Origin of the sequence: Arthrobacter sp. fls2-241-R2A-172, assembly GCF_030208885.1 — a bacterium.
In the GTDB taxonomy this organism is placed as follows: domain Bacteria; phylum Actinomycetota; class Actinomycetes; order Actinomycetales; family Micrococcaceae; genus Arthrobacter.
In genome coordinates this window covers 47512-68538 of the sequence record NZ_JARVTB010000021.1, presented here as the reverse complement: position 1 = coordinate 68538, position 21027 = coordinate 47512, and the positions used below count along the sequence as shown (strand labels likewise).

13 protein-coding genes and 1 pseudogene are annotated in these 21027 nt (G+C 61.8%); 7 read left to right on the top strand and 7 right to left on the bottom strand.

Annotated features, from left to right (window positions below):
* Positions 1-194: 194 nt before the first annotated feature.
* Both QRM57_RS20705 and QRM57_RS20700 read right to left on the bottom strand, forming a co-directional pair.
* Positions 195-2354 (bottom strand): beta-glucosidase family protein, encoded by a 2160-nt coding sequence (locus tag QRM57_RS20705; protein ID WP_284988092.1) that lies wholly within the window; start codon positions 2352-2354, stop codon positions 195-197.
* 159 nt (positions 2355-2513) lie between these two features.
* Entirely contained in the window at positions 2514-3959 is a 1446-nt protein-coding gene (locus QRM57_RS20700; RefSeq protein WP_284988091.1) for an MFS transporter, read from the bottom strand.
* A gap of 282 nt (positions 3960-4241) precedes the next feature.
* Here QRM57_RS20700 and QRM57_RS20695 point away from each other — a divergent pair, with 282 nt between their 5' ends.
* The 5 genes and pseudogenes from QRM57_RS20695 (at position 4242) to QRM57_RS20675 (ending at position 8886) form a co-directional block, all read left to right on the top strand.
* Complete coding sequence (locus QRM57_RS20695) at positions 4242-5189, top strand: SGNH/GDSL hydrolase family protein (RefSeq protein WP_284988090.1); 948 nt, start codon at positions 4242-4244, stop codon at positions 5187-5189.
* A 385-nt stretch (positions 5190-5574) separates the two neighbouring features.
* The gene (locus QRM57_RS20690; protein ID WP_284988089.1) at positions 5575-5760 is read left to right on the top strand and encodes a hypothetical protein; all 186 of its coding nucleotides are present in this window, start codon (positions 5575-5577) and stop codon (positions 5758-5760) included.
* 579 nt (positions 5761-6339) lie between these two features.
* Positions 6340-7527, top strand: coding sequence for a xylose isomerase (xylA, locus tag QRM57_RS20685; protein WP_284988088.1), 1188 nt, complete (start codon positions 6340-6342; stop codon positions 7525-7527).
* Positions 7528-7615: 88 nt separating this feature from the next.
* A pseudogene (locus tag QRM57_RS20680) lies at positions 7616-7792 on the top strand (xylulose kinase); the annotation flags it as partial.
* 182 nt (positions 7793-7974) lie between these two features.
* Complete coding sequence (locus tag QRM57_RS20675) at positions 7975-8886, top strand: aldose 1-epimerase family protein (protein WP_416405522.1); 912 nt, start codon at positions 7975-7977, stop codon at positions 8884-8886.
* 85 nt (positions 8887-8971) lie between these two features.
* Here QRM57_RS20675 and QRM57_RS20670 read toward each other — a convergent pair whose 3' ends face one another.
* The gene (locus QRM57_RS20670) at positions 8972-9682 is read right to left on the bottom strand and encodes an SDR family NAD(P)-dependent oxidoreductase (protein ID WP_502868674.1); all 711 of its coding nucleotides are present in this window, start codon (positions 9680-9682) and stop codon (positions 8972-8974) included.
* 110 nt (positions 9683-9792) lie between these two features.
* Positions 9793-10815 (bottom strand): Gfo/Idh/MocA family protein, encoded by a 1023-nt coding sequence (locus tag QRM57_RS20665; RefSeq protein WP_284988085.1) that lies wholly within the window; start codon positions 10813-10815, stop codon positions 9793-9795.
* Positions 10816-11407: 592 nt separating this feature from the next.
* On the opposite strand from QRM57_RS20665, the gene QRM57_RS20660 reads away from it, so the two are divergent.
* The gene (locus tag QRM57_RS20660) at positions 11408-12217 is read left to right on the top strand and encodes an SDR family NAD(P)-dependent oxidoreductase (RefSeq protein WP_284988083.1); all 810 of its coding nucleotides are present in this window, start codon (positions 11408-11410) and stop codon (positions 12215-12217) included.
* Positions 12218-12289: 72 nt separating this feature from the next.
* On the top strand, positions 12290-13120 hold the full coding sequence (locus QRM57_RS20655) for an SDR family NAD(P)-dependent oxidoreductase (protein ID WP_284988082.1): 831 nt from the start codon (positions 12290-12292) through the stop codon (positions 13118-13120).
* A 227-nt stretch (positions 13121-13347) separates the two neighbouring features.
* Here QRM57_RS20655 and QRM57_RS20650 read toward each other — a convergent pair whose 3' ends face one another.
* The 3 genes from QRM57_RS20650 to QRM57_RS20640 form a co-directional block, all read right to left on the bottom strand.
* On the bottom strand, positions 13348-15762 hold the full coding sequence (locus tag QRM57_RS20650; protein WP_284988081.1) for a glycoside hydrolase family 2 TIM barrel-domain containing protein: 2415 nt from the start codon (positions 15760-15762) through the stop codon (positions 13348-13350).
* A 48-nt stretch (positions 15763-15810) separates the two neighbouring features.
* A complete protein-coding gene (locus QRM57_RS20645) occupies positions 15811-17976 on the bottom strand; it encodes a beta-glucosidase family protein (protein ID WP_284988080.1) in 2166 nt (721 codons plus the stop codon).
* A 102-nt stretch (positions 17977-18078) separates the two neighbouring features.
* The gene (locus tag QRM57_RS20640) at positions 18079-20496 is read right to left on the bottom strand and encodes a glycoside hydrolase family 3 N-terminal domain-containing protein (RefSeq protein ID WP_284988079.1); all 2418 of its coding nucleotides are present in this window, start codon (positions 20494-20496) and stop codon (positions 18079-18081) included.
* Positions 20497-21027: the final 531 nt, after the last annotated feature.

Sequence of the window (21027 nt, the reverse complement as noted above, 5' to 3'; positions counted from 1 at the left end):
GGTCGTAGATCGAAGCGCCCAAAAACATTATTCCCGATCGGGGAAAAAAGCACCAGTAGATCTCGCATCCGGTTATGCGCACCTGGTTATTACGGTTCCGTGCTTGTACTGCGTCGACGGGGACGAGTCGAGCGGAGGGATATGGGCTTCGTACGCGCCTATCTTGAGTGCACCCCCGGCGGCCCATCCCGGGTCTAAGGCAGGCGAAGGCTTGTAACCGACGCTTTTGGATCACCGGAGTAGGCGCCCGCTTCCAGGACCGCCTCCGTGGCAGCCCACTCGAACCGCCCGTCGCTGCGGCGTTGCAGTGGGCGAAGAGAACCGGTCACCTCCATCGTCTTTGTCTCCCCTGGCGCCAGGTTCACGGGCTTGAAACCCAACAAAACACGCCGGGGAAACTCTTCTGCCTCGATCGACCCATAGAGCTGTACGACGTGACGGCCTGCGCGTTCTCCTGTGTTGGTGATCTGTGTTGTCACCTTCAGGCTCTCCCCGGCGATCTGCGTGAGGGTCAGGTCGCTGATGTCGAAGGTGGTGTAGGAGAGCCCGTATCCAAGTGGGAAAGCAGGGTTGTAGCCATCGCGGTCCAAGAGGCGCTGCCCGAACCAGCGGTCGTATGTGATACTGGTGGCATCCCGGTCGAAATAGGGCAAGTGCTCCTCCGTTGTTGGGATGGAGTAGGGAAGCCGCCCCCTTGCATCGACTTTCCCGTAGAGGACATCTGCGAGGGCATTCCCCCCCTCGGATCCTGAGTACCATCCCACGAGCATCGCCGGGACGGCGTCACGCCAGGATTCTGTGATGACGGCTCCTGCGGTGACGACAACGACCACGGTTTTTGGGTTGGCAGCCGCGGTTGCCCTGATGATTTCCTCATCCACGGGCCTTAGCCGCAGGCTTGCCCGGTCGCCGCCAACGGTGCTGCCCATGGCGCCTGCGGCTCCCATGAGGTTGCTCGGGTCCATGCCTTCAGGGAAGGGAGGGAACAGGGCAAGAATGTCCGGGTCCAGCATGCTATCCCCGCCGATGTATTCGCCTTCGTCTTCTGCGGTGTAGCCGACGATGACGATTGCCACCTCCGCCCTTTTCGCTGTCGCGGCGGCCGCTTGGGGGTCGTCTTCGAATGACGTGAAGAGCTGTGCTTCTGGAACGTTGTTCCGGAGTCCTTCGAATGCAGTAACTACCTCCGGGGAGCGGACAGATGATGATCCGTGGTCGCCGGTGTTGGGTAGATTGGCCAGCCTGCCGATCAGCGCGACCGAATTCGTCTTCTCTGGATTGAGGGGCAACACCGCGGCCCCTTCAACTGCATCGTTTTTCAGCAGGACCATGGACGTGGCCGCTGCTTCCCTTGCCAGGTTCCGGTGCTCGCTGCAGAAAATGACTTCCTTTGCGGGCTCTTCCTCACGGGCGGAGGCATAGTGTCGAAGCTGGGTGCGCAGGACCCGCTTTGCTGCCCGGTCGACGTGCTCCCAAGTCACCCGGCCGGATTCAAGGTCTGCGGGTAATTGCTGGGCCCGCTGCTGACGCATGGGCGCTTCAACGTCGAGCCCTGCGCGCAGCGACAATCCGGCGTCCCGGAATCCGGACACGAAGTCGGTGATCGTGACGCCTTCGAATTCCCATTCATTCCGGAGGGTCCCCTCAAGGAGGGTTTCGTTCTGGCCGGCCCATTCGCCGTTGACGGAGTTGTAGGACGTCATGATGCCGTCCACACCTTCCTCGACGACCCGGCGGAAGTGTGGGAGGAACGCCTCGTGGAGCGTTCGTTCGTCGGCCAGCACGTCGACTTTGAAGCGTGCATTCTCCATGGAGTTGAGGGCGTAGTGCTTAGCGACGGCCATGGCGTTGCGTTGGACGCCACGGACGAGTGCTGCGCCAAACTCGCCCAGGATATACGGATCCTCGCCGTAGGTTTCCTGTGCCCGGCCCCACGCGGGATGTCTTGGAAGATTGATGCATACACCACCGAAAAAGTTCCCTCCCTGAGCTCGCAGTTCACGGCCGATGGCGATGCCGATGCGCTCTTCCATCTCAACATCCCATGTAGCACCGCGCGCCATAGAAACGGGAAACGCCGTGGAGGCACCCATCACTACTCCACGGGGACCATCACTGAAACGCAGACCGGGAATGCCAAGACGTTTGATTTCGCCCATCACGATGGGTTTCAGGTTGTAGCCGGCGCTCATCTCTGCGATCCCGACCCAAAAATCTGAGTCACCATCGAGCAGCCACAGCTTCTCATCCCGTGTGAGCCGACCGAGAAGCTGCTCTGTTGCCATTTCCAGGTCAGCTCCTTGGCGGATGCTGTTGACCGCTTCGTTGAAGCTATTGGTTTGAGTGACTGGCATGATGCGGGTCCTTCTGGTGATGACGGGAGATGGCAGGGCCTTCATCCGAAGGGGCCCTGGTGGGCGCTCTACGGTGGGCGGGGGACGTGACGTTTAGGTTGTTTGGGAGACTGCCTCCGGCCGTCATGTTGGGGGTGACGGCCGGAGCAGGGGTGGTCTCTAGCGGGCGCGGCGGATTGGCAAGACCAGGAGGCCAGAGATGATGACGATGATGAAGGCGATTGGCCAGACGACGCCGTAGGAGCCTCCGACGACGGCGACTGCGGTGCCGGCGATGACCGGGGCGATGGCGTTGCCGAGGTTCTGTCCGACTGAGGACATTCCGAGGTCGCGGCCTGCTGCCTCGGGGTCGGGGAGCAGGTCGATGAACAGGGCCTGGTCAACGACGAGGAACACGCCAAGGCCGAGTCCGCCCAGTCCGGCCTGTATGAACATGGCAGGAAGAGAAGGCGAAATCCAGGGAACGATGAAGCCCAGTGCGATGATGACGGCCGCTGCGATCACGAAAGGCTTCCGACGTTGCAATTTGTCGGAGAGCTTCCCGGAAACGGCCATTCCGAGCATCGTGGCCGGTAGTGCGACCACCTGCAGGAGGGGGCTCATCTGTGCGGCTTCTGCCGCGCTGAGGGCTGGGGTGATGTAGCTCTGGAGCATGTAAATGCTGTAGGTGGTGCCGATGCCGAACCCGGTCCAGAGCAAGACCTTCGAGATCCAGGCCCACCGGTAGTCCCGGTCGCGCAGGGCGACGACGAACGAAGCAAAGATGGTGCCAATCCGGATTCCTCCGCGGGGCAGGTGCTTGGATGACCGGTCCCGGGCAAGGAAGAGCAGCGGGATGGTGAGCAGCAGAAGCGTCACGGCGAACGGGTAGTAGCTGGCAAGGCCGATGGCAGCAAAAAGCATTCCGGCCACCACCGCGCCGAGGATTGCCGCGAAGTACACCACCACTCCCGTGACCGCGGATACAGACCCTAGCCGCTCTTTGGGCACCCGGTCCGCTACCGTGGCCACGAGGGGACCCTGGGCATTACCGGCGACTTGAATGACAGACCAGGCAAGCACCAGGAGAAACAGGTTCGGCGCCAGCGGCATCAGCGTGATGCCGGCAGCTCCTACGACAGCACCGGCAGCGATATAGGGGGCGCGCCGGCCCCACTTTGTCCGGGTCAGGTCCGAAAGCGTCCCGATGATCGGGGACAAGACCATGCCCACGACCACACCTACCGAAGTCACCAACGACAGACCGGCAGCCCTTGAAGAGTTGAACTGCGCCAGGAGATCCAGCTGCTGCTGCTGCTCTGCGGACGGCGTTACGGCGCCGGAAGCAACTTGGCCACTCAAATTATTCAGTGCGGTCAGGTCAACACCACTGTCGGGCCCGAAGATCCGGGCGAACTCCAGGTTTTGAACCTGCAGCGGGAGTAAGACTGTCAGCACCGCACCCCACAGCAGTGAAAAGGCTACGCTTGCCAGTGCGTACGTGCTGACATAGCGGCGGTAAGGCCGCGTTTTCGGTTCATAGACGGGTGACAAATCATCCTTCGCCGACCCTGGCTCCACAGACGGAGCACCGGCCGCTCCTTGGGCTGCATTCACAGGTCCCATGTACAACTCCTTCGTTGATCGCCGCGGACATCTACCCGCGGAAGCATTCGCAAAACAATATTCCCGCTGCGGGAAAAAAGCAATAGCCAGGTGATAAAAAGTGCACCCGCTTCCTGCGGTGATAGTTCCTGCCCTCTCAGCGCCGCCAGGTCCAGTGCTGATGCTTACCTACCCCCCAGGCCCTTGACGATGCCCCAACAGCGAGCTAAATTTTCCCCACCCGGGAACAATTAAGATCGCGAAGTAGCGACTGGAGCTCGGCAATCCCAAGGAGATAGATCTATGCCTGCACGCCTCGGTGCTGTCCGCAAGGTGGCCGCCGCCTGCGCCGTCACCGCCCTGACCACTTTCTGCGCACCCCTGCCTGCCAACGCCGCGCCCCTCCCTGCGCCTGAGCCGACTGCCCGCTATGTTGCGCTTGGCAGCTCCTACGCGGCCGGCGGGAGCCTGGGACCTGCGGATCCCGCGGATTCTGGTGGGCGATGCGGACGGACCACTATCGCCTATCCATATCTCGTGGCTGAGCAGCTTCACTTAAACCTGACTAACGCGACATGCGGAGGTGCGTCTATTCCAAATATCGCGGCTACGCCCCAGCAGATCTGGAGCTGGAACGGCTCCAGCCAAACCGGCGAGCTGCAGATTAACGCCGTCACCGCTGACACAGATCTGGTGACCATCACCGTTGGCGGCAACGATGTTAACTACGTTGGCAACTTGATGGCCGAAGCCTGCCTAGGCGACCTCGCCGCAAATCCTCAGAGCGTGATCAGCAACCAGCTGAAGGTGTACGGTTTGTGCACTCCCGTGACGGATGCAGTAGTGCAAGCCCGCCTTGCTGGCATCCAGGATGCCCTGACCGCGACCGTGGACGCTGTCCAGAAGAAGGCTCCACGCGCGCGGGTCGTCCTTGTGGATTACCTGTCCGTTCTCCCCGACAATGGGATGCCCTGTCCTGCTGTGCCCATTCCTCAACAGCGTCAGAAGTTCCTTTTGAATGTGGCCCGCGGAATGAGCCTTGCCACGAAGCACGCCGCGCAGCAGACTGGAGCCGAACTCGTCGCCGTATCCAAGGACAGCCAGGGCCACGATGCGTGCTCAACTGATCCGTGGGTCACAGGGTATGACTTCTCCAAGGGTTTCGTCATGATGCACCCGAACGAAGCCGGCCATGCAGCAGTTGCGAAAGCCTTGGTGAACCAGCTAACGCACCCCGGCCTTAGCTTCTGACCGAATCGCTCTAAAGACGGTGGCGCCAAGAAAATCTGGCGTCACCGTCTTGATCATCACTCGAAAGAATGCCCGGAGATTACCGCAGCAGGGTATGCGGCACCTCCACGCTGACCTAAGCGCCAGGCTGCCGAACCCAACAAAGCCCCTGTACTCCCCAATGCCGATACCAGCACGTTCCCGAAATGAATTCTCAGCAAGGGATCAAGAACGGCGAGGTGCCCGCCTAGGATCACCAACGTGCAAGTGCGACCCGCGCCGAGGATGCCCCGGTCAAGCCATGACAGGAAGCTGCCGTTCAACCACCGACAGGGCCCGCACCTCACCCCTTCAGCAGTAACCCCAGTAGTACGGACAAAGTCAATGAGCGGCTGCATCGGGCTGCATGTCACGCGAGCTGGCGACGTGGGCGATGGCGTCCCGTCCGGTCATCCTTTACAGGGATCCCCTCCCACCGCACCAGGCAGTCAGAAAAATCAATCCCTACGTGACCCACCCCGCCGGCGTGGCGATCAGCGCTGAGAAATTCACGGCAGATAACGAGACCGCCGCCGATACCCACCCCACCTAAAACGAACATTGAATGGATGTCGGATTGATGGCCCTTTTCGGCCGGGGCTGCGGCATTGGCCTCATTTCAGAGGGCCAGACCCGGGTTCTCGCGTCCTCGGACCTTACGCAAGAACAGGGTCCCGGCCAGACTGACGACACTAACTTGAGGTAGTCAACGTTAATTTCTGCGCCGTGGACGGCTTTGTTGGGTTTCAACTCCAGCTCCACTCTCGGCCGGCCCTGCGACTGTTGATTTAGCTCACCTCAGCGATAAGGCCATTTGAGATTTGGCCGAGCGCAAGGCCTGAAATGGAGGCCTTTGCCAGCCCGGCCAGCGCGGGAATCTGAATGCGGCTGCGACGACTGGCAGGTCAGGTTTCAGCCATACTGCCAAGCACCCGCGCCGAGATCCACCCGTACAGCCTCGATATGTCCAGCCCGGCCAGCGCCCCGGATACCAGCATCCATTGATGTCATCGCCAGTTGACTCCTCCACGCGTGCCCGGACTGACATTGACCCTAACACGGGTCATCAATATAGTTCAGGTCATAAACTATTTTGCTGCCGCAGCAGCCCCCTTTACTCCAAGGACGCAATATGACTACCTCCCCCACACCCCAGGACCGCTTCACCTTTGGACTCTGGACTGTCGGTTGGACCGGCGCCGATCCCTTTGGTGTAGCGACCCGCCCGGCCTTGGACCCGGTGGAGGCAGTACACAAGCTCAGTGAGCTTGGCGCCTACGGCATCACGTTCCACGACAACGACCTGATTCCGTTTGATGCCTCGGCCTCCGAACGGGACCTCATCCTCAAGAACTTCAAGGCGGCTTTGGCTGAGACCGGCCTGAAGACGCCCATGGTCACCACCAATCTGTTCAGCCACCCTGTTTTCAAGGACGGCGGCTTCACCTCGAACGACCGCTCGATCCGCCGCTTCGCCCTGAGCAAGATCCTGCGCAACATCGACCTCGCCGCCGAGCTTGGTGCGGAAACCTTCGTCATGTGGGGCGGCCGCGAAGGCAGCGAATATGACGGATCCAAGGACCTCTCGGCGGCCCTGGACCGCATGAAGGAAGGCGTGGACACCGCGGCCGGCTACATCAAGGAGAAGGGCTACGGCCTCCGGATCGCGCTGGAACCCAAGCCGAACGAACCGCGCGGTGACATCTTCCTCCCCACCGTCGGCCACGGCCTGGCGTTCATCGCCCAACTGGAGCATGGCGACATTGTGGGCCTGAACCCGGAGACGGGCCACGAACAGATGGCCGGGCTGAACTTCACCCACGGCATTGCCCAGGCACTGTGGGCGGGCAAGCTCTTCCACATCGACCTCAACGGCCAGCGCGGCATCAAGTACGACCAGGACCTCGTCTTCGGCCACGGCGACCTGACCAGCGCCTTCTTCACCGTGGACCTCCTGGAGAACGGCTTCCCCAACGGCGGACCCAAGTACGACGGCCCCCGGCACTTCGACTACAAGCCATCCCGCACGGACGGCTACGACGGCGTCTGGGAATCAGCCAAGTCCAACATGTCCATGTACCTCCTGCTGAAGGAACGCGCCCTGGCCTTCCGGGCAGATCCGGAAGTCCAGGAAGCCCTTGCCGCCTCAGGTGTCTTCGAATTGGGTGAGCCCACCTTGAATGCCGGCGAGAGCACCGCTGACCTGCTCGCTGACGCCAGCGCGTTCGAAACGTTCGACGCCGACAAGGCCGCCGAGCGCTCCTTCGCCTTCGTCCGACTCAACCAGCTGGCCATCGAGCACTTGCTCGGCTCCCGCTAGGCCACACCCACCCACCACAGTCCCGACACCGGGCTCCGCAAGGTCTGCTTGCAGGGCCCGGTGCCGGTTCGCCAAAGGAACAAAACGCATGCCTCTCGTAGCCGGGATCGACAGCTCCACCCAGTCGTGCAAAGTGGTCATCCGCGACTCCGCCACCGGCGCCTTGGTCCGTCAAGGCCGGGCGCCCCACCCTGAGGGCACGGAGGTCCACCCCGATCACTGGTGGACAGCCCTCCAGGAAGCTGCAGTTCAGCTATTGGGTATGGGTATCACCATCCCCCAGCCCGGCGAATACGTCGCCGTCGGGGCGGCGCGCCAGGCTGCCGCAGCCCTAACGGGGAGCTCTCCTGACTGGCCACTGAAGGTTGTCGAACGTAGCGCAGTTGCAGACACTGCGCAGGTGCTCTCCAGGTACCGCGGCTATGCACGCGTTGACGCCTGATGTATATGTCGGACGCAACGGTAAACGAGTACGCGATCAGATCCGGCAGCTACACTGCCACCGTGAGTGCAGCAGGAGCCACGCTGCTGAACCTGCGGTTCAGCGGAAGGGAGTTGGTCCTTCCCTCCCGCACGGGACATCCAACTCCGGACTATAGGGGAATCATCGCATCGCCCTGGCCAAACCGCATTGCGGACGGGCGCTACACCTTTGACGGCACCGCCCTGGAACTGCCGCGTAACGAGGAGGCCCGCGGCAACGCCCTGCACGGCCTGGTGTTCGACAGGGCGTGGAAGCCGGTGCTCCACGAGGACATGGCGGTGATTCTCGCCACGACTGTTTCTGCCTCTAAGGGATATCCGTTCAGCCTGCAGTTGACTGCCGAGTACCAGCTGACACCTGAGGGCCTTAAGATCGCCTTGACCGCCAAAAACACGGGTACATCCGCGGCTCCATACGGCGCATGTCCCCACCCATATCTGGTCGCCGGACCGTCTCCCTTGGACCAGTGGATTCTGCAGTTTGGTGCTGAGCGGTTCCTCGACGTCACCGCAGACCGGCTGCTACCGACCGGGGAGCGCGCCGTGCACGGCCATGCCTTCGACTATGGCGATCCCCGGCCCATCGGTTCGACGGTCATGGACCACGCATTTACGGGACTTCACTTCGACGATTCCGGCCGCGCCGGGCTGACGCTCTGGGATCCTACCGGTGTTGGGGTGGGAATGTCCTGGGACCGCAGCTGCCCGTGGCTTCAACTGCACACGGCCGACCGTACACCACCCCTGTCCACCCGGTTGGGTCTGGCTGTAGAACCAATGAGCTGCCCCCCGAATGCCTTCAACAGCGGAAAGGACCTAATCCGACTTCTACCCGGGGAGGAACACGTGCTCAACTGCACTATTTTCGCCCTGTAGCTGCGCAAGCAGTGTTCCCTTACCCCTGTTACGTTGAGGCCCTACCTTGTTCTGGGCCGGTGGTCTCCGACCGCCAGCGCCTCCTCTAAATCTTTCTCCAGGTGCCATCGGTGCCAATAAGGGCTCCATTTATCTCACAGCTTTCGTCACTGAGTAGGAAGCTGATGTGCTCGGCAACCTGCACAGCGGTTGGAGGCAGCGACGGAGTCAGCATCCTTGGTGTACGAAGTCCTTTCAGGATGCCATGTGAGCGCAGCAAAGAAGCGTCCGGCAGGGAGGGACTGGGGGATACGGCGTTGAAGCGCAAGCCCTGGCCGCCAAAAGCCAAGGCCGAGTTTCTGGTCAACCCGAGCACAGCATATTTCGAGGCGGTGTAGGCAGCCCCCGCCGAGGATTCAATCAACCCCGGCTCGGAAGCGATGTAAACGACGGACCCGCGCCCAGCAGCAAACATCATCGGCAGAACTGCGCGGGTGAGGTGCATCGGAGCTGTGACGTTCACTTGAAAGACTCGTTCCCACAGCTCATCGTCGATGGCGTGAATAGGGGCGAAGTTATCGACGGCACCGGCGATGTTCGCCAACCCGTCCACCTGCCCAGCAGCAGCAACGGCCACCGCGACGGTTTCAATGCTGGCAACATCGCCCGGAACGGGTACCAGGTCCAAGCCGGGATTTTGTGCCACCAGGTAGTCGAGACGTTCCTCATTGATATCCACGGCTATGACGCGACCCCCCTGGCTGGCTATATGCAGTGCCGTTGCCTGCCCGGTCCCCGCTGCAGCACCAGTGACAATGATCGTCTTGTCTGCAAACTGTCCCCTGCCGCAAGGCCTCTTGTGATCAGCTGCGGCGTCGACGGTGGCCTCCTGCTGTGGGCTAAGGGTGTTTCGGGTGGCCATGGTGGCTACTTGAGTGCTCTGACAGGGCTGGATGGTCTGACAGGAAGTCCCGCTGCCTCGTAAAGGGCGTCGATTGCCCGCAACTGGGCAACAGCTTCGCGGGCGCCCGTCTGGACCACCCCGCCACGTATTGCATCTCTAAAGGCTTCCAACTGGTAGTCGTATGTAGAACGCCGGTCCGGACGTTCCGTGCGCGAGCCGCAAATACCTTCTATGCGGATTTTTCCGCCCAATTGCGGGTGAGTGGGTGTGCCGACACGCATACGGCCTTTGGAGCCTTGAACTTCGAGACGCGAGGCCAGCAGGGTCCTGGACCAGAGCGAGGACATCAACGTCGACTTGACTCCCCCGACATGGGTCAGCTGCCCTTCCAGCCGGGCGTCGATGGCTCCCCGCGTCTTTGCAGTGGCCTGTACCTCGCTGGCCTCGCCAAACAAGTCGCGAAGCAGCCTCAACGGGTAGTAGCCGAGGTCGAGCAGACCGCCACCGCCTAAAGCGAAGTTCCACCGTATATCCCTTCCAGGCGGAATTGGGGCACAGGCATAGGCATTTGCACGCCAGATCTCCCCCAACTCGCCCGATTCAAGAATCTCGTGCAGTCTTTTCCGCAGCGGGTGGTAATGCGAGTGGTAAGCCTCCATCAGGACGAAGGAGGACGTCGCAGCAACTGATGCCACTTCCTCCGCCGCCGTTGCGTTGCTTGTAAACGGCTTTTCGCAGAGCACATGTTTTCCCGCGCTTAGGGCTTCTACAATCCATTGAGCGTGCAGAGCAGAGGGAAGAGGGATATACACGGCATCGATGTTCGGATCATCCAACAGTTGCGCATATGACGAATGCACCCTGGCTATGTGGTGCTTGGCCGCGTAATGGGCCGCACGTTCCGGGACCCGCGCCGCTATGGCAGTTACCTGGATCCCGTCGACCCGTGAACTTGGGCGCAGGAGTGCCTCCTTCACGATGGTGGCCGCTCCCAGCACACCGACGCGGATCGGATCCTGCGATGAATTCGGCGACTCTGTCGTCATGTCCGCTCCTTTGGGGGGTGAGTAGAGGCAGGGTGCAGGCGCTTCAGTATTGCCCGACAGTCCGCGGGAACCCGGCGGCCATTTCACACCGCCTTGCGAACCAGTTCCCCACAGCGGGCCAGTCCATCTAGGCGGAGCCATCACCGGGCACATTGGCTACAGGCACATCCCAGTCGCTCTGCGTCGCCGCAGTTTGAAATTACTCTCTGGGAATCGCCGGCAAGTTTTTCCCATGCGGGAAAAACTGTAGACGCACCCGCCTGATTTCGTCAATGCCCAGCGGCCCCGGCGGCCGCCCTGGGCTACGCGGAATCCCGCCGGCTTGCTGTACCCGGGTTGACTTGCAAGGCCAGCGCGGCTAAATTTTCCCCAGCCCGGGAAATATATGCATCCTGTCCTGGCGCTGCACGCACTGCTTCGGAAAAGGTAAGCGCAAACTCGGCAACTCCCAACCAAACCAGCAGCGACCAGGCTCCGGAAGGCTTCAGCACAATCGTCCTGGCAGCGTTCTCGGGACCGGGCGCTACACGACTCAGAAGCAACCACCCGGCCGGAGAGACATACCCAGGAATCTTCAAAGGGGATTTTATCAATGGAATTAAAGAACAAGGTTTTCGCGGTTACCGGTGGCGGCAACGGCATCGGGCGCGAAGTCGTTCTCGAACTGCTGCGACGGGGAGCGCGCGTCGCGGCTGTGGACCTCAATCAGTCCGCCTTAAGGGAAACTGCCTCCCTTGCCGGCGCACCCGCCGGTGCGCTGTCGTTGCACACCGTGAACATCACGGACCGCGCAGCCGTGCAGACACTCCCTGAAGAACTTCTCAAGGAGCACAACCAGATAGATGGCCTGATCAACGTAGCTGGGATCATCCACCGGTTTGTTCCCCTCATGGAACTATCGATCGAGGAAATTGAACGGGTCATGTCCGTCAACTTCTGGGGCACCGTGTACATGGTCAAGGCGTTCCTCCCCACGTTGCTCGAACGCCCGACTGCCAGTCTTGTTGACGTCTCCAGCATGGGAGGACTCGTTCCCTCCCCGGGCCAAGGCGCCTACGGGGCAAGTAAGGCGGCCGTGAAGCTATTCACCGAGACGCTCTACGCGGAACTGCGGGATACCAACCTCAAGGTCACCGTCGTCTTTCCCGGCGGTGTCGGAACGGACATTCTGGGGAACTCAGGAGTGACCCTCGACACCTCAAAACTGACGCTGCCGAATGGGAAACCACCGAAAACAACGTCACCCCTGGATGCCGGACGGCAGATCGTCGACGCGGTCGCGTCCGAATCGTTCCGTGTCCTCATAGGTGCCGACGCCCGCGGCGTTGACCGCCTCGGACGTCTTTCCCCAACCCGGACCATTGACATGGTCGCGGACCGGGTTAAGGCACTGATCGGCTGAACGGCTCGAACGGGCGTCGGCGGTTCCTCAGAACATCCGCCGCGTCCATAACCACTTCAAAAGGAGATTCGGATGAATACAGCAGCAACCACCGGTCTGGACCTTGCAGGCAAAGTCGCAGTCGTTACAGGTGCAACGTTGCGGCAGCTTGGGGTAGGCATTGGTGGAGCCACCGCGCGCATGATGGCCGGGAGGGGGGCAAAGGTGGTTGTCGCGGACCTCGAAGAAGATGCTGCGCAGGCGTTGGCGGAAGAGATTAGCGCAGCAGGAGGCGAAGCGATCGCACATCGTCTGGACCTCAGTGATCCGGACAGTATCAAGACCTTGTTTGAGCGTGCGGTTTCTGCCTACGGTACCGTCGATATCCTGCACAACAATGCCGCCGCCGTCCTGGCGAAAGACACCACCCTTATCGATCTGGAGATCGACGTGTGGGATGCAATGTTCAACATCAATGTCCGGGGTTATGCCCTTGCCTCCCAGCACGCCGTGAAGCTCATGCTGCAGAACGGAGGAGGGGCGATTGTAAACACATCCTCCGTCTCCGCCCTGGGCGGTGACATCACGCGGGTGGCCTACGGTGCCTGCAAAGCGGCAATCAATGCGCTCACCATTTACACCGCAACCCAGTACGGCCGGCAGGGAATCCGATGCAATGCCGTGTGCCCTGGCTTTACGCTGAGCGCATCAGCCAAGGGTGGAATTACCGACGACGCACTCGAGATTCTGGGCCGGCATACCCTAACCCCGTATCTGGGCACGCCGGAGCACTTGGCGGAGGTTGTCACGTTCCTTGCCTCCCCCGCCGCTGCCTACATCACCGGGCAGATCATTTCTGTCGATGGCGGGCTTTTAAGCCACCACCCCCAGACGCACGACCAGCTTGTCGCCGCGGGCGCCTGAAAAGAACCCTGCAGCGAATAAAGAGAGCTTAAATATTGCTAGGGGCCTGGAATCCGACAGTACCGGATCCCAGGCCCCTCGGTTTAAGGCTTTGGGCGGAACGCCTGGGCATAACAGGTGGGTGGCGGGTCCATGGCAGATGGGTCCCGCATCTTCCTGTAAGTCACCGCTAGCGGCGCTGCCTCTTCCCGTATCCCTGGTCAAGGCAGTGCCGCCAGATGCAGCGCTTAGATGGCCTTAATGATTGTTTCCACCGCCACGAACTTCTCGGACTCGATGCTGACCCTGATCTCTCCCGGACCGGTCGGGCGGATGATGGCAAGCGCCTGGCCGAGGAAGGTTGTGCAGACCGATGACGCATAGTCCTCTTCCGATTTTGGATCGGCACTGCCAAGACCCTGGAGGACGCCGTTGCCGCTGACTGTCACCGTCACAGCCGCATTGTCCAGAACGTCAATGATGCCGGCGTCGTCGGCGATACTGATGGTGACGAAGGCGAGGTCGTTTTCGTCGGCGCGGATTTCGGTCCGGTCCGGTGTTGCTTTCAGCCCGATAGTGCCCGTGGCGGACCGCAGAATTTCGCGAGCTGTCTCCTGGCCGTTGCGATAGGCGACAGCGACGAGCTCGCCGGGCTGATAGTCCACCTGGAAAACTGCCATGAACCGGTTGATTTTACCGGCCGGGGCGCGGCCGACGCTCTGACCGTTGAGGAGCAGTTCAATTTCCTCGGCATCGGAGTACACCTCGATGGTCATCGGGGTGCCTTCGTAGCCGCCCCACGCCCAGCTGCTGACGCTGTCACTCCAGGTGTATAGGGAGGCTTTGAGGCTTTCCTTGTCGGCGATGTCGGGTCGGTGGACTGCGATGTACGGTGTGGTCCGCAACCCCCAGACCACTTCACGCCAGTAGGAGAGCGTACGGCGCTGGCCGGTGACGCCGTGGTCGGCAGTCATGGACAGGCGCCAAGGGTAGTTCCCGAAGAAACCTTCTTCGGCGGGCTTGTCCGCCCCGAGGCCAGCTTCGCCGATGTATTCCCAGGCCGTCCAGCTGAACTCCCCGATGACCTGAGGGTGGCGTTTGACGTAGTCCCATACTTCATCGAGCTTGTTGGGCAGGCCCTCTGTGCCGACCAGCAGCCGCTGGGGGTGCTGTTTCATGTCCAGCTCGTAGCGGCCGTAGGCGTAGTTGTAGCCTGGGATGTCTACCTGGGACATCGCTTCTTCGAGCCGCTCTGTGGCGAGGTCGGATGCGACCAGGTCCTTTGTCAATTCTCCGAAGTCGCGCATAAAGGAGTTGACTCCGCCGGCGTCGTCGGCCTGCTGACCGACCTGGGCTTTGAGGTCGTGGAGAACGGTCATCATGGGGTTGATGGCGTTAGTGACGGGGCGGGTGTCATCAAGGGTTTTGATGAAGTCGACCATGTCCCGGCCGTGGATGGCGCCCCAGGTGTTGCCGGTATCGGAGACCTCGTTGCCGATGGAGTACATGATGACGCTTGGGTGGTTGTAGTCCCGCTCCAGCATCTCGGTGAGGTCGCGGCGCCACCATTCATTCATGTCTACGCCGTAGCCGAAGCCGAGTCCGGAGGAGGTCCAGCCGTCGGTGAACTCGTCGAGGACCAGCATGCCGAGCCTGTCGCAGGCGTCGAGCATTGCGGCGCTGACGGGGTTGTGGGCGGAGCGGATGGCGTTGTAGCCGGCCTCTTTGAGGAGTTCAACGCGGCGTTCCTCGGCGCGGGCGATGGTGGCGGCGCCGATCAGGCCATTGTCGTGGTGGATGCAGCCGCCGCGTAGTTTCACTGTTTCACCGTTGATGCGCATGCCGTGCCGCACGTCCCACTCCAGCGTTCTGATGCCGAAGCTGGTTTCAACGGTTTCGCCAGCGCTGTTGCTGGGTTCCAGGCGGGTCCGGCAGGTGTATAGCGACGGGGAGTCGACGCTCCAGCGCTCAGGAGCGTCTACAGTGAACTGCTGGCGCAGCCGCGCGGACTCCAGCGGGCGTACCGCAAGGGAAGCCGACTCGGCCGAGACGACCGCGCCGGACTTGTCCACGAGTTCGGTGACGACCTTGACGGTGTGCAGTTCCTTGGAGTCGTTTTGGAGCTCGGTGATGACCCCGATGACCGCTGTTTCTGCATCGGCGCTGATGGTGCGGATTTTGACGCCGTTCCGTGCAACGTGCAGGGGCGGGCCGACAAGAAGGTGAGTGTCCCGGTAAATTCCCAAGCCGGAGTACCAACGGGCGTCGAAGTGGTTGCGGCACTCCACTCGGATTTCGTTGTCGCCGTCGCGCAGGTAGGGGTCAATCCGGACCGAGAAGGGGATGTATCCGTACGGACGCTGGCCGACGAAGGTGTCGTTGACGTAAATCATCGCGCCACGGTAGACGCCGTCGAACTGGATCTCGACCCGCCCTTCCCGGTAGCCCTCCGGCGCGTGGAAGGTCTTGACGTATTCGATGACGTCTTCGCCGTAGTATCCGGTGAGGCCCCCCGGCTGGTTGTTGGCGGAGCGGGGCTGGGAAATTAGCCAGTCGTGGGGCAGCGTGACCGGAACCGGCGCCTGGGCCTGGCCCATGATCTCGAGGAAGGGGCTGGTTTGGCGGCGGACACCCCAGCCGTGATTGAAGGATATTTTCTGCATCGTTGTTTTCCTTGCGTGTCATTGTTCCGTCGGTCGTTGACGGGTTGCTCAGGGCAGGTGAAGTGAAGCAGTGGCAGCGTTTGGGTCGCCGGAGAAGGCGCCTGCTTCCAGGGTTGCTTCGGCGGCGGCCCAGGAGAAACCGCCGTCTACCCAGCGCTGCAGGGGCCGCAGGGAACCTTCCACCGTGACGGTGGCTGTTTGGCCTGATTCCAGGTGGACGGGCGTGAAACCGATCAGAACCCTTGAGGGGAAGTCTTCCGCCTTGGTCGTGGCGTAGAGCTGGACGACATGACGGCCGGCGCGGTTGCCGGTGTTGGTAACGCGGACGGAGGCTGCCAAAGACTCCCCCGATACACTAGTAACGGACAGTTCTGTGGTCTTGAAGCTTGTATAGGAGAGTCCGTAGCCGAGGGGGAATGCGGCGGAGCGCCCGTCGCGGTCCAGCAACCGCTGGCCGAACCATCGGTCATACGTAATGCTGCTGGCACCACGGTCGAAGTAGGGCAGGTGTTCCTCTGTGGTGGGGATCGAATAGGGCAGTCGGCCGCTGGCATCCACTGCGCCGGTCAGGACGTCGGCCAGGGCGTGTCCTCCCTCGACGCCGCTGTACCAGCCGATCAGCAGGGCGGGCACCTTTGAGCGCCAGGCCTCGGTGATGACAGCACCGGCAGTGACTATTACGACGATGGTGCGGGGATTGGCCTGTACCGCCGCCTTGATGATGGCCTCATCGATGGGGCGAAGCCGAAGGCTTTCGCGGTCGCCGCCCTCAGCGGTGCCCATGGCCCCGGCTGCTCCTGACAGGTCCGACGGATCCAAACCCTCGGGCAAGGGGGGAAACACGGCGAGGATGGCGGGGTCAGACATGCCTTCTGAACCGATGAATTCGCCTTCGTCCTGCGCCGTGTAGCCGACGACTACGACGGCGATGTCAGCTCGGGCTGCAGCTGCTGCGGCTGCGTCGGCATCATCGTCCAGGACCGAGAGGATGCTGGCTGCCGGGATCGCAGTTCTGATGCCGTCCAGGGCGGTGGCAACCTCGGGCGAGCGGACGTTTGAGGATCCTTGGTCCCCGGTGTTGGGCAGGTTGGTGAGCCGCCCGATCAGGGCCACGGACGCAATCTCGTCTGCCTTCAGGGGCAGCAAGGGTGTTCCGTCGACGGGCTCATTCTTTAGTAGCACCATCGATGTGGCGGCGACTTTTCGGGCCAGGGCGCGGTGTTCCTTGCTGAGGATGACGTCGGGGCCGGGTTCCTCGATGTTCCTGGCGGCGTAATGGGCGAGCTGGGTGCGGAGGATGCGTCGCGCTGCCCGGTCTACATGGTCCCAGGTGACGCGGCCGGATTCCAGCTCTGCGGGCAGCCGGTGGGCTCGTTGTTGACGCATGGGCGCTTCGACGTCCAGGCCGGCCCGCAGCGACAGTGCGGCGTCGCGGAGCCCGAAGACAAAGTCGGACAGAGTCACGCCGTCGAAGCCCCACTGGCGCCGGAGGATGTCCTCCATGAGGGTTTCGTTTTGGCCGGCCCATTCGCCGTTTACGGAGTTATAGGAGGTCATGATGCCGTCGACGCCTGCTTCGACGACCCGGCGGAAGTGCGGAAGAAATACCTCGTGCAGTGTGGCGTCGTCGGCCTTGACGTCGACTTTGAAGCGGGCGTTCTCCATCGAGTTCAAGGCATAGTGCTTGGCAATGGCCATCGCGTCCGGGTGGATGCCCCGGACGAGGGCGGCGCCGAATTCACCCAGCAGGTAAGGGTCTTCACCATAGCTTTCCTGGGCCCGGCCCCAGGCTGGGTGGCGAGGAAGGTTGATGCAAACGCCGCCGAAGAAGTTTGCGCCCTGTGCGCGCATTTCCCGACCGATGGCCGCGCCGATTTGCTCTTCCAGCTCAGGGTCCCAGGTCGCTCCGCGGGCCATGGACACGGGAAAAGCGGTGGACTCGCCCATCACGACGCCGCGGGGGCCATCGCTGAACCGCAGCCCGGGGATTCCGAGCCGGGCGATTTCGCCCATGACGATAGGTCTGCGGTTATATCCCGCGCTCATCTCTGCCATGCCGGACCAGAACTCGGCGTCGCCGTCGAGGAGCCATAGTTTCTCGTCCTGCGTCAGTTGTCCCAGAAGCTGGTCAGCCTCTTCCGACAGGTGGCCGCCGTTGCGGATGCGGGCGACAGCCTCATTAAATGTTTCCGTTTGGGTTGCTGTTGTTGGCATGTTTCGTCCTTGGGATTCTTTTCTGCCCCCAGTCCTGTAGTGGCGGGCGGACAGGGGCGGGACACGCGGGCGTCAAGCCCGCGTGTCCCGCCCAGTGTGATGTCAGGAAACGCTGGTTGTGGCGTAGAAGCCGCGGTTTTTTCCATCGATGACGGCGGATTTCTCGATATCGAACGATCCCGTCAGGCGGATATCAGCTGAGGAAGCCCCGACGTTGACCGTCATCTGGCCGGCTTCAACAACCCAGCGCATGTCGACGTCAAGGAAGGCGAACTGGTCGGCCCGCATTGTAAAGTGAACGGTTTTGGTTTCTCCGGCTTTGACGAACACCCTGTTAAAGCCTGCCAGTTCCTGAACGGGGCGGACCATGCTGGCGAGCTCATCACGGACGTACACCTGGACGACCTCTTCGCCGTCCTGCTGGCCGGTGTTGGTGATATCGCAGGACAACCGCACCGCACCGTCGGCTGTAACCGTCGGAGTCAGGGCGAGGTTGGAGTACTCAAAGGCCGTGTAGCTCTTTCCCTCCCCGAAGTGGAACAGGGGAACCTTGGATCCGTCCACGTACCGATTCATGATCATTGTCCCGGCGCTGCTGAAGCTGTTGCTGCGGCGGTGGGCTGCGTAAAGGGGGATCTGGCCGGCGTCCCGGACCGCCGTCATTGGCAGACGTCCGGCAGGGTTGTAGTCGCCGAAAAGTACGTCGGCCAGTGCCTGGCCTCCGGTTTCACCCGGGAACCAGTTTTCGATGATGGCCGGGAAGTTTTCGGCAATGTAGACGCTGGATAGCGGCTTGGCGTCCATGTGCACCATGACGGCCGGTGTGCCGGTCTCGAAGATGCGCTGGGCAAGTTCTTCCTGAATCCCAGGAAGGCCCACGTTGGCGGTGTCGATCCCTTCACCGGAGGTGCAAGAACTGCCCCAGCCGTACTTACCGCCGAGCGTAAGAATCACAACGTCCGCTTCCTTGGCAGCGGCAACCGCGGCATCGAAACCGGTGCGGTTGGTGCCGGCGATGTCGCAGCCCTTTTCGTACACCACTTCGGCTTCGGGGCACTTGTCCTGGATGGAGGCGACGATGGTCGGGGTCTTGTGCCCCAGCGCACCTTGGAGGGCCTGCTCCACCGCTGCGGGCTCGGAGCGGACATCGCTGCCTTCAAAGAGCGGCGCCAGCGGGGGCTGTTCGTAAGAGGCGGTCAGCTCAGGAAGGTCGAGCATCCCCGCCATTTCCGACATGGTCCCGCTCATTGCCAGATCGATTGAAGCCGGGTAGGTGTAGCAACCGAAGAAAAGGCGCAAAGAGTTGGCGTGAGGGCCGATGACGGCGATCTTTTTCGTTGCCTTGTTCAGCGGAAGAAGGCCTTCGTTCTTCAGCAGGACGATCGATTCGCGGGCGGCCTTCAGGCTGTGCGCCTTGGTGGATTCCGGCTCGTAGGCGGCTGCGATCATCTCTTTGCGTGCTGAGTTGTCTTCAAGGAGGCCGAGCTTGGCTTTAAGGGTCAGCATGCGGCGTACCGCGCGGTCGATGAAGCGCTCTTCGAGTTCGCCGCGCCTGACCGCCTGGACCAAGCCGTCAGTGAAGCCGTAGGGCGTGGGCAGTTCAACATCGAGTCCGGCTTTGAGTGCCTTAATGCCGCCGTCGGTGGGGTCCGCGCCGACGTTCAGGTCGACGGCGAGGTTGATGGACATGTAGTCGGAAACAACGAGGCCTTCGAAGCCCATCTCCTCGCGCAGCAGATCATCAAGGATGTGCTTTGAGGCGATAATGAGCTCGCCATCAATGGTGCCATACGAGTTCATGATGCCGGCGAGGTTAGCCTCGGTGATGGCAGCCTGAAACGGCTTCGCGTAGACCTCGCGGAGCTCCCGAGGCGAAATGGGGTTGGAGGTCATGTTCAGGCCGCCTTCCCCAAGGCCGAAGCCGAGGAAATGCTTGCCGGTAGCGGCCACGCCGTCGGCAAGGTTCTGTCCCTGCAGGCCCTTCACGAATGCAACGCTCATCGCAGCGCACAACGTGGGGTCCTCACCGTAGGTCTCGCCCACGCGGCCCCAGCGGGGATCCCGGGCGACGTCCATGATGGGGGACAGCGCCTGGCGCACCCCAACGGCGAGCATCTGCTCACGGACGATGTCGGTCATGCCTTCGACTGTGTCAGGGTTCCACGTAGCCCCCAGCCCGATTGCCGAAGGAAATACTGTCCCTCCAAGTCCCGTCCAGCCTGAGACCGCCTCGCCGTGGAGCAACGGCGGCACTGACAGGTCGGTTTTGGTCATCACTGCGTCCTGGACCTGGTCGTAGTGGTCGGCGTCGGCCTCAATGGATACGCCGGTGCTGATGCTTCCGGATGCACCCAGACCGTGAGGAAATTTGACGAGGCCAGTGTCGAGATGGCCCGTGATGGGAATGGTGCACTGAAGCTGTGCGACCTTCTGCTCCAAGGTCATGCGTGATATGAGGTCTTCGACCTGATCTGCGACGGTAGTCGCCACGTCAGAGGTCGACAGTACTTGGTTTTCCACTCGGGTCTCCTATTCCGCCACCCGCTACGACGCGGACGTGGCATGGGGGTTTGGCCCCTTGAACGCTTTACTGGCATGCCTGACGACGCCGAACAAAGTGGGTCTGCGGGCTGTCCATGCCACCGTTGTCCTTCACCGTTGAAGCAAGCCGCTGGGGATTCAGTGCGGCACCCCTTTTTCCCGGGGTGGGAAAAATTCTAGAGGGGTGAGCACTGTGAGTCAAGTCGCATGCTAAAGCCGGAGGCAGGTCAGCGGACGGCAGGAGGGCGCCTTATCAGCCCGATCGGTGAAAGCCAGCGAGCGGCTCAAGGCGGAGGTCAGGGTATCCGGCGATACATCATGGTCCAGCGCAGGGGGCTGGACGGAACGCTGACCGATTTCCTCCGACGCGCAGCGGAACGCTGGCACGCGTCAAATTCCGGCCGAAGCCGGCAAAAGTCGCCCACGACACAAGGCGGTATACGGCATTAAGCCTGGCGGCCACACCAGTGGCATCTGCGGGATGTGTTCCACTGGGGTGCCGCTGGCAAT

What these genes read in the sequence shown, in the direction of transcription:
- QRM57_RS20705 (WP_284988092.1), bottom strand. Translation starts at nt 2,354, where the DNA reads ATGCCAGTCACTCAAACCAATAGCTTCAACGAAGCGGTCAACAGCATC.
- QRM57_RS20700 (WP_284988091.1), bottom strand. Translation starts at nt 3,959, where the DNA reads ATGGGACCTGTGAATGCAGCCCAAGGAGCGGCCGGTGCTCCGTCTGTG.
- QRM57_RS20695 (WP_284988090.1), top strand. Translation starts at nt 4,242, where the DNA reads ATGCCTGCACGCCTCGGTGCTGTCCGCAAGGTGGCCGCCGCCTGCGCC.
- QRM57_RS20690 (WP_284988089.1), top strand. Translation starts at nt 5,575, where the DNA reads ATGTCACGCGAGCTGGCGACGTGGGCGATGGCGTCCCGTCCGGTCATC.
- xylA (WP_284988088.1), top strand. Translation starts at nt 6,340, where the DNA reads ATGACTACCTCCCCCACACCCCAGGACCGCTTCACCTTTGGACTCTGG.
- QRM57_RS20675 (WP_416405522.1), top strand. Translation starts at nt 7,975, where the DNA reads ATGTCGGACGCAACGGTAAACGAGTACGCGATCAGATCCGGCAGCTAC.
- QRM57_RS20665 (WP_284988085.1), bottom strand. Translation starts at nt 10,815, where the DNA reads ATGACGACAGAGTCGCCGAATTCATCGCAGGATCCGATCCGCGTCGGT.
- QRM57_RS20660 (WP_284988083.1), top strand. Translation starts at nt 11,408, where the DNA reads ATGGAATTAAAGAACAAGGTTTTCGCGGTTACCGGTGGCGGCAACGGC.
- QRM57_RS20655 (WP_284988082.1), top strand. Translation starts at nt 12,290, where the DNA reads ATGAATACAGCAGCAACCACCGGTCTGGACCTTGCAGGCAAAGTCGCA.
- QRM57_RS20650 (WP_284988081.1), bottom strand. Translation starts at nt 15,762, where the DNA reads ATGCAGAAAATATCCTTCAATCACGGCTGGGGTGTCCGCCGCCAAACC.
- QRM57_RS20645 (WP_284988080.1), bottom strand. Translation starts at nt 17,976, where the DNA reads ATGCCAACAACAGCAACCCAAACGGAAACATTTAATGAGGCTGTCGCC.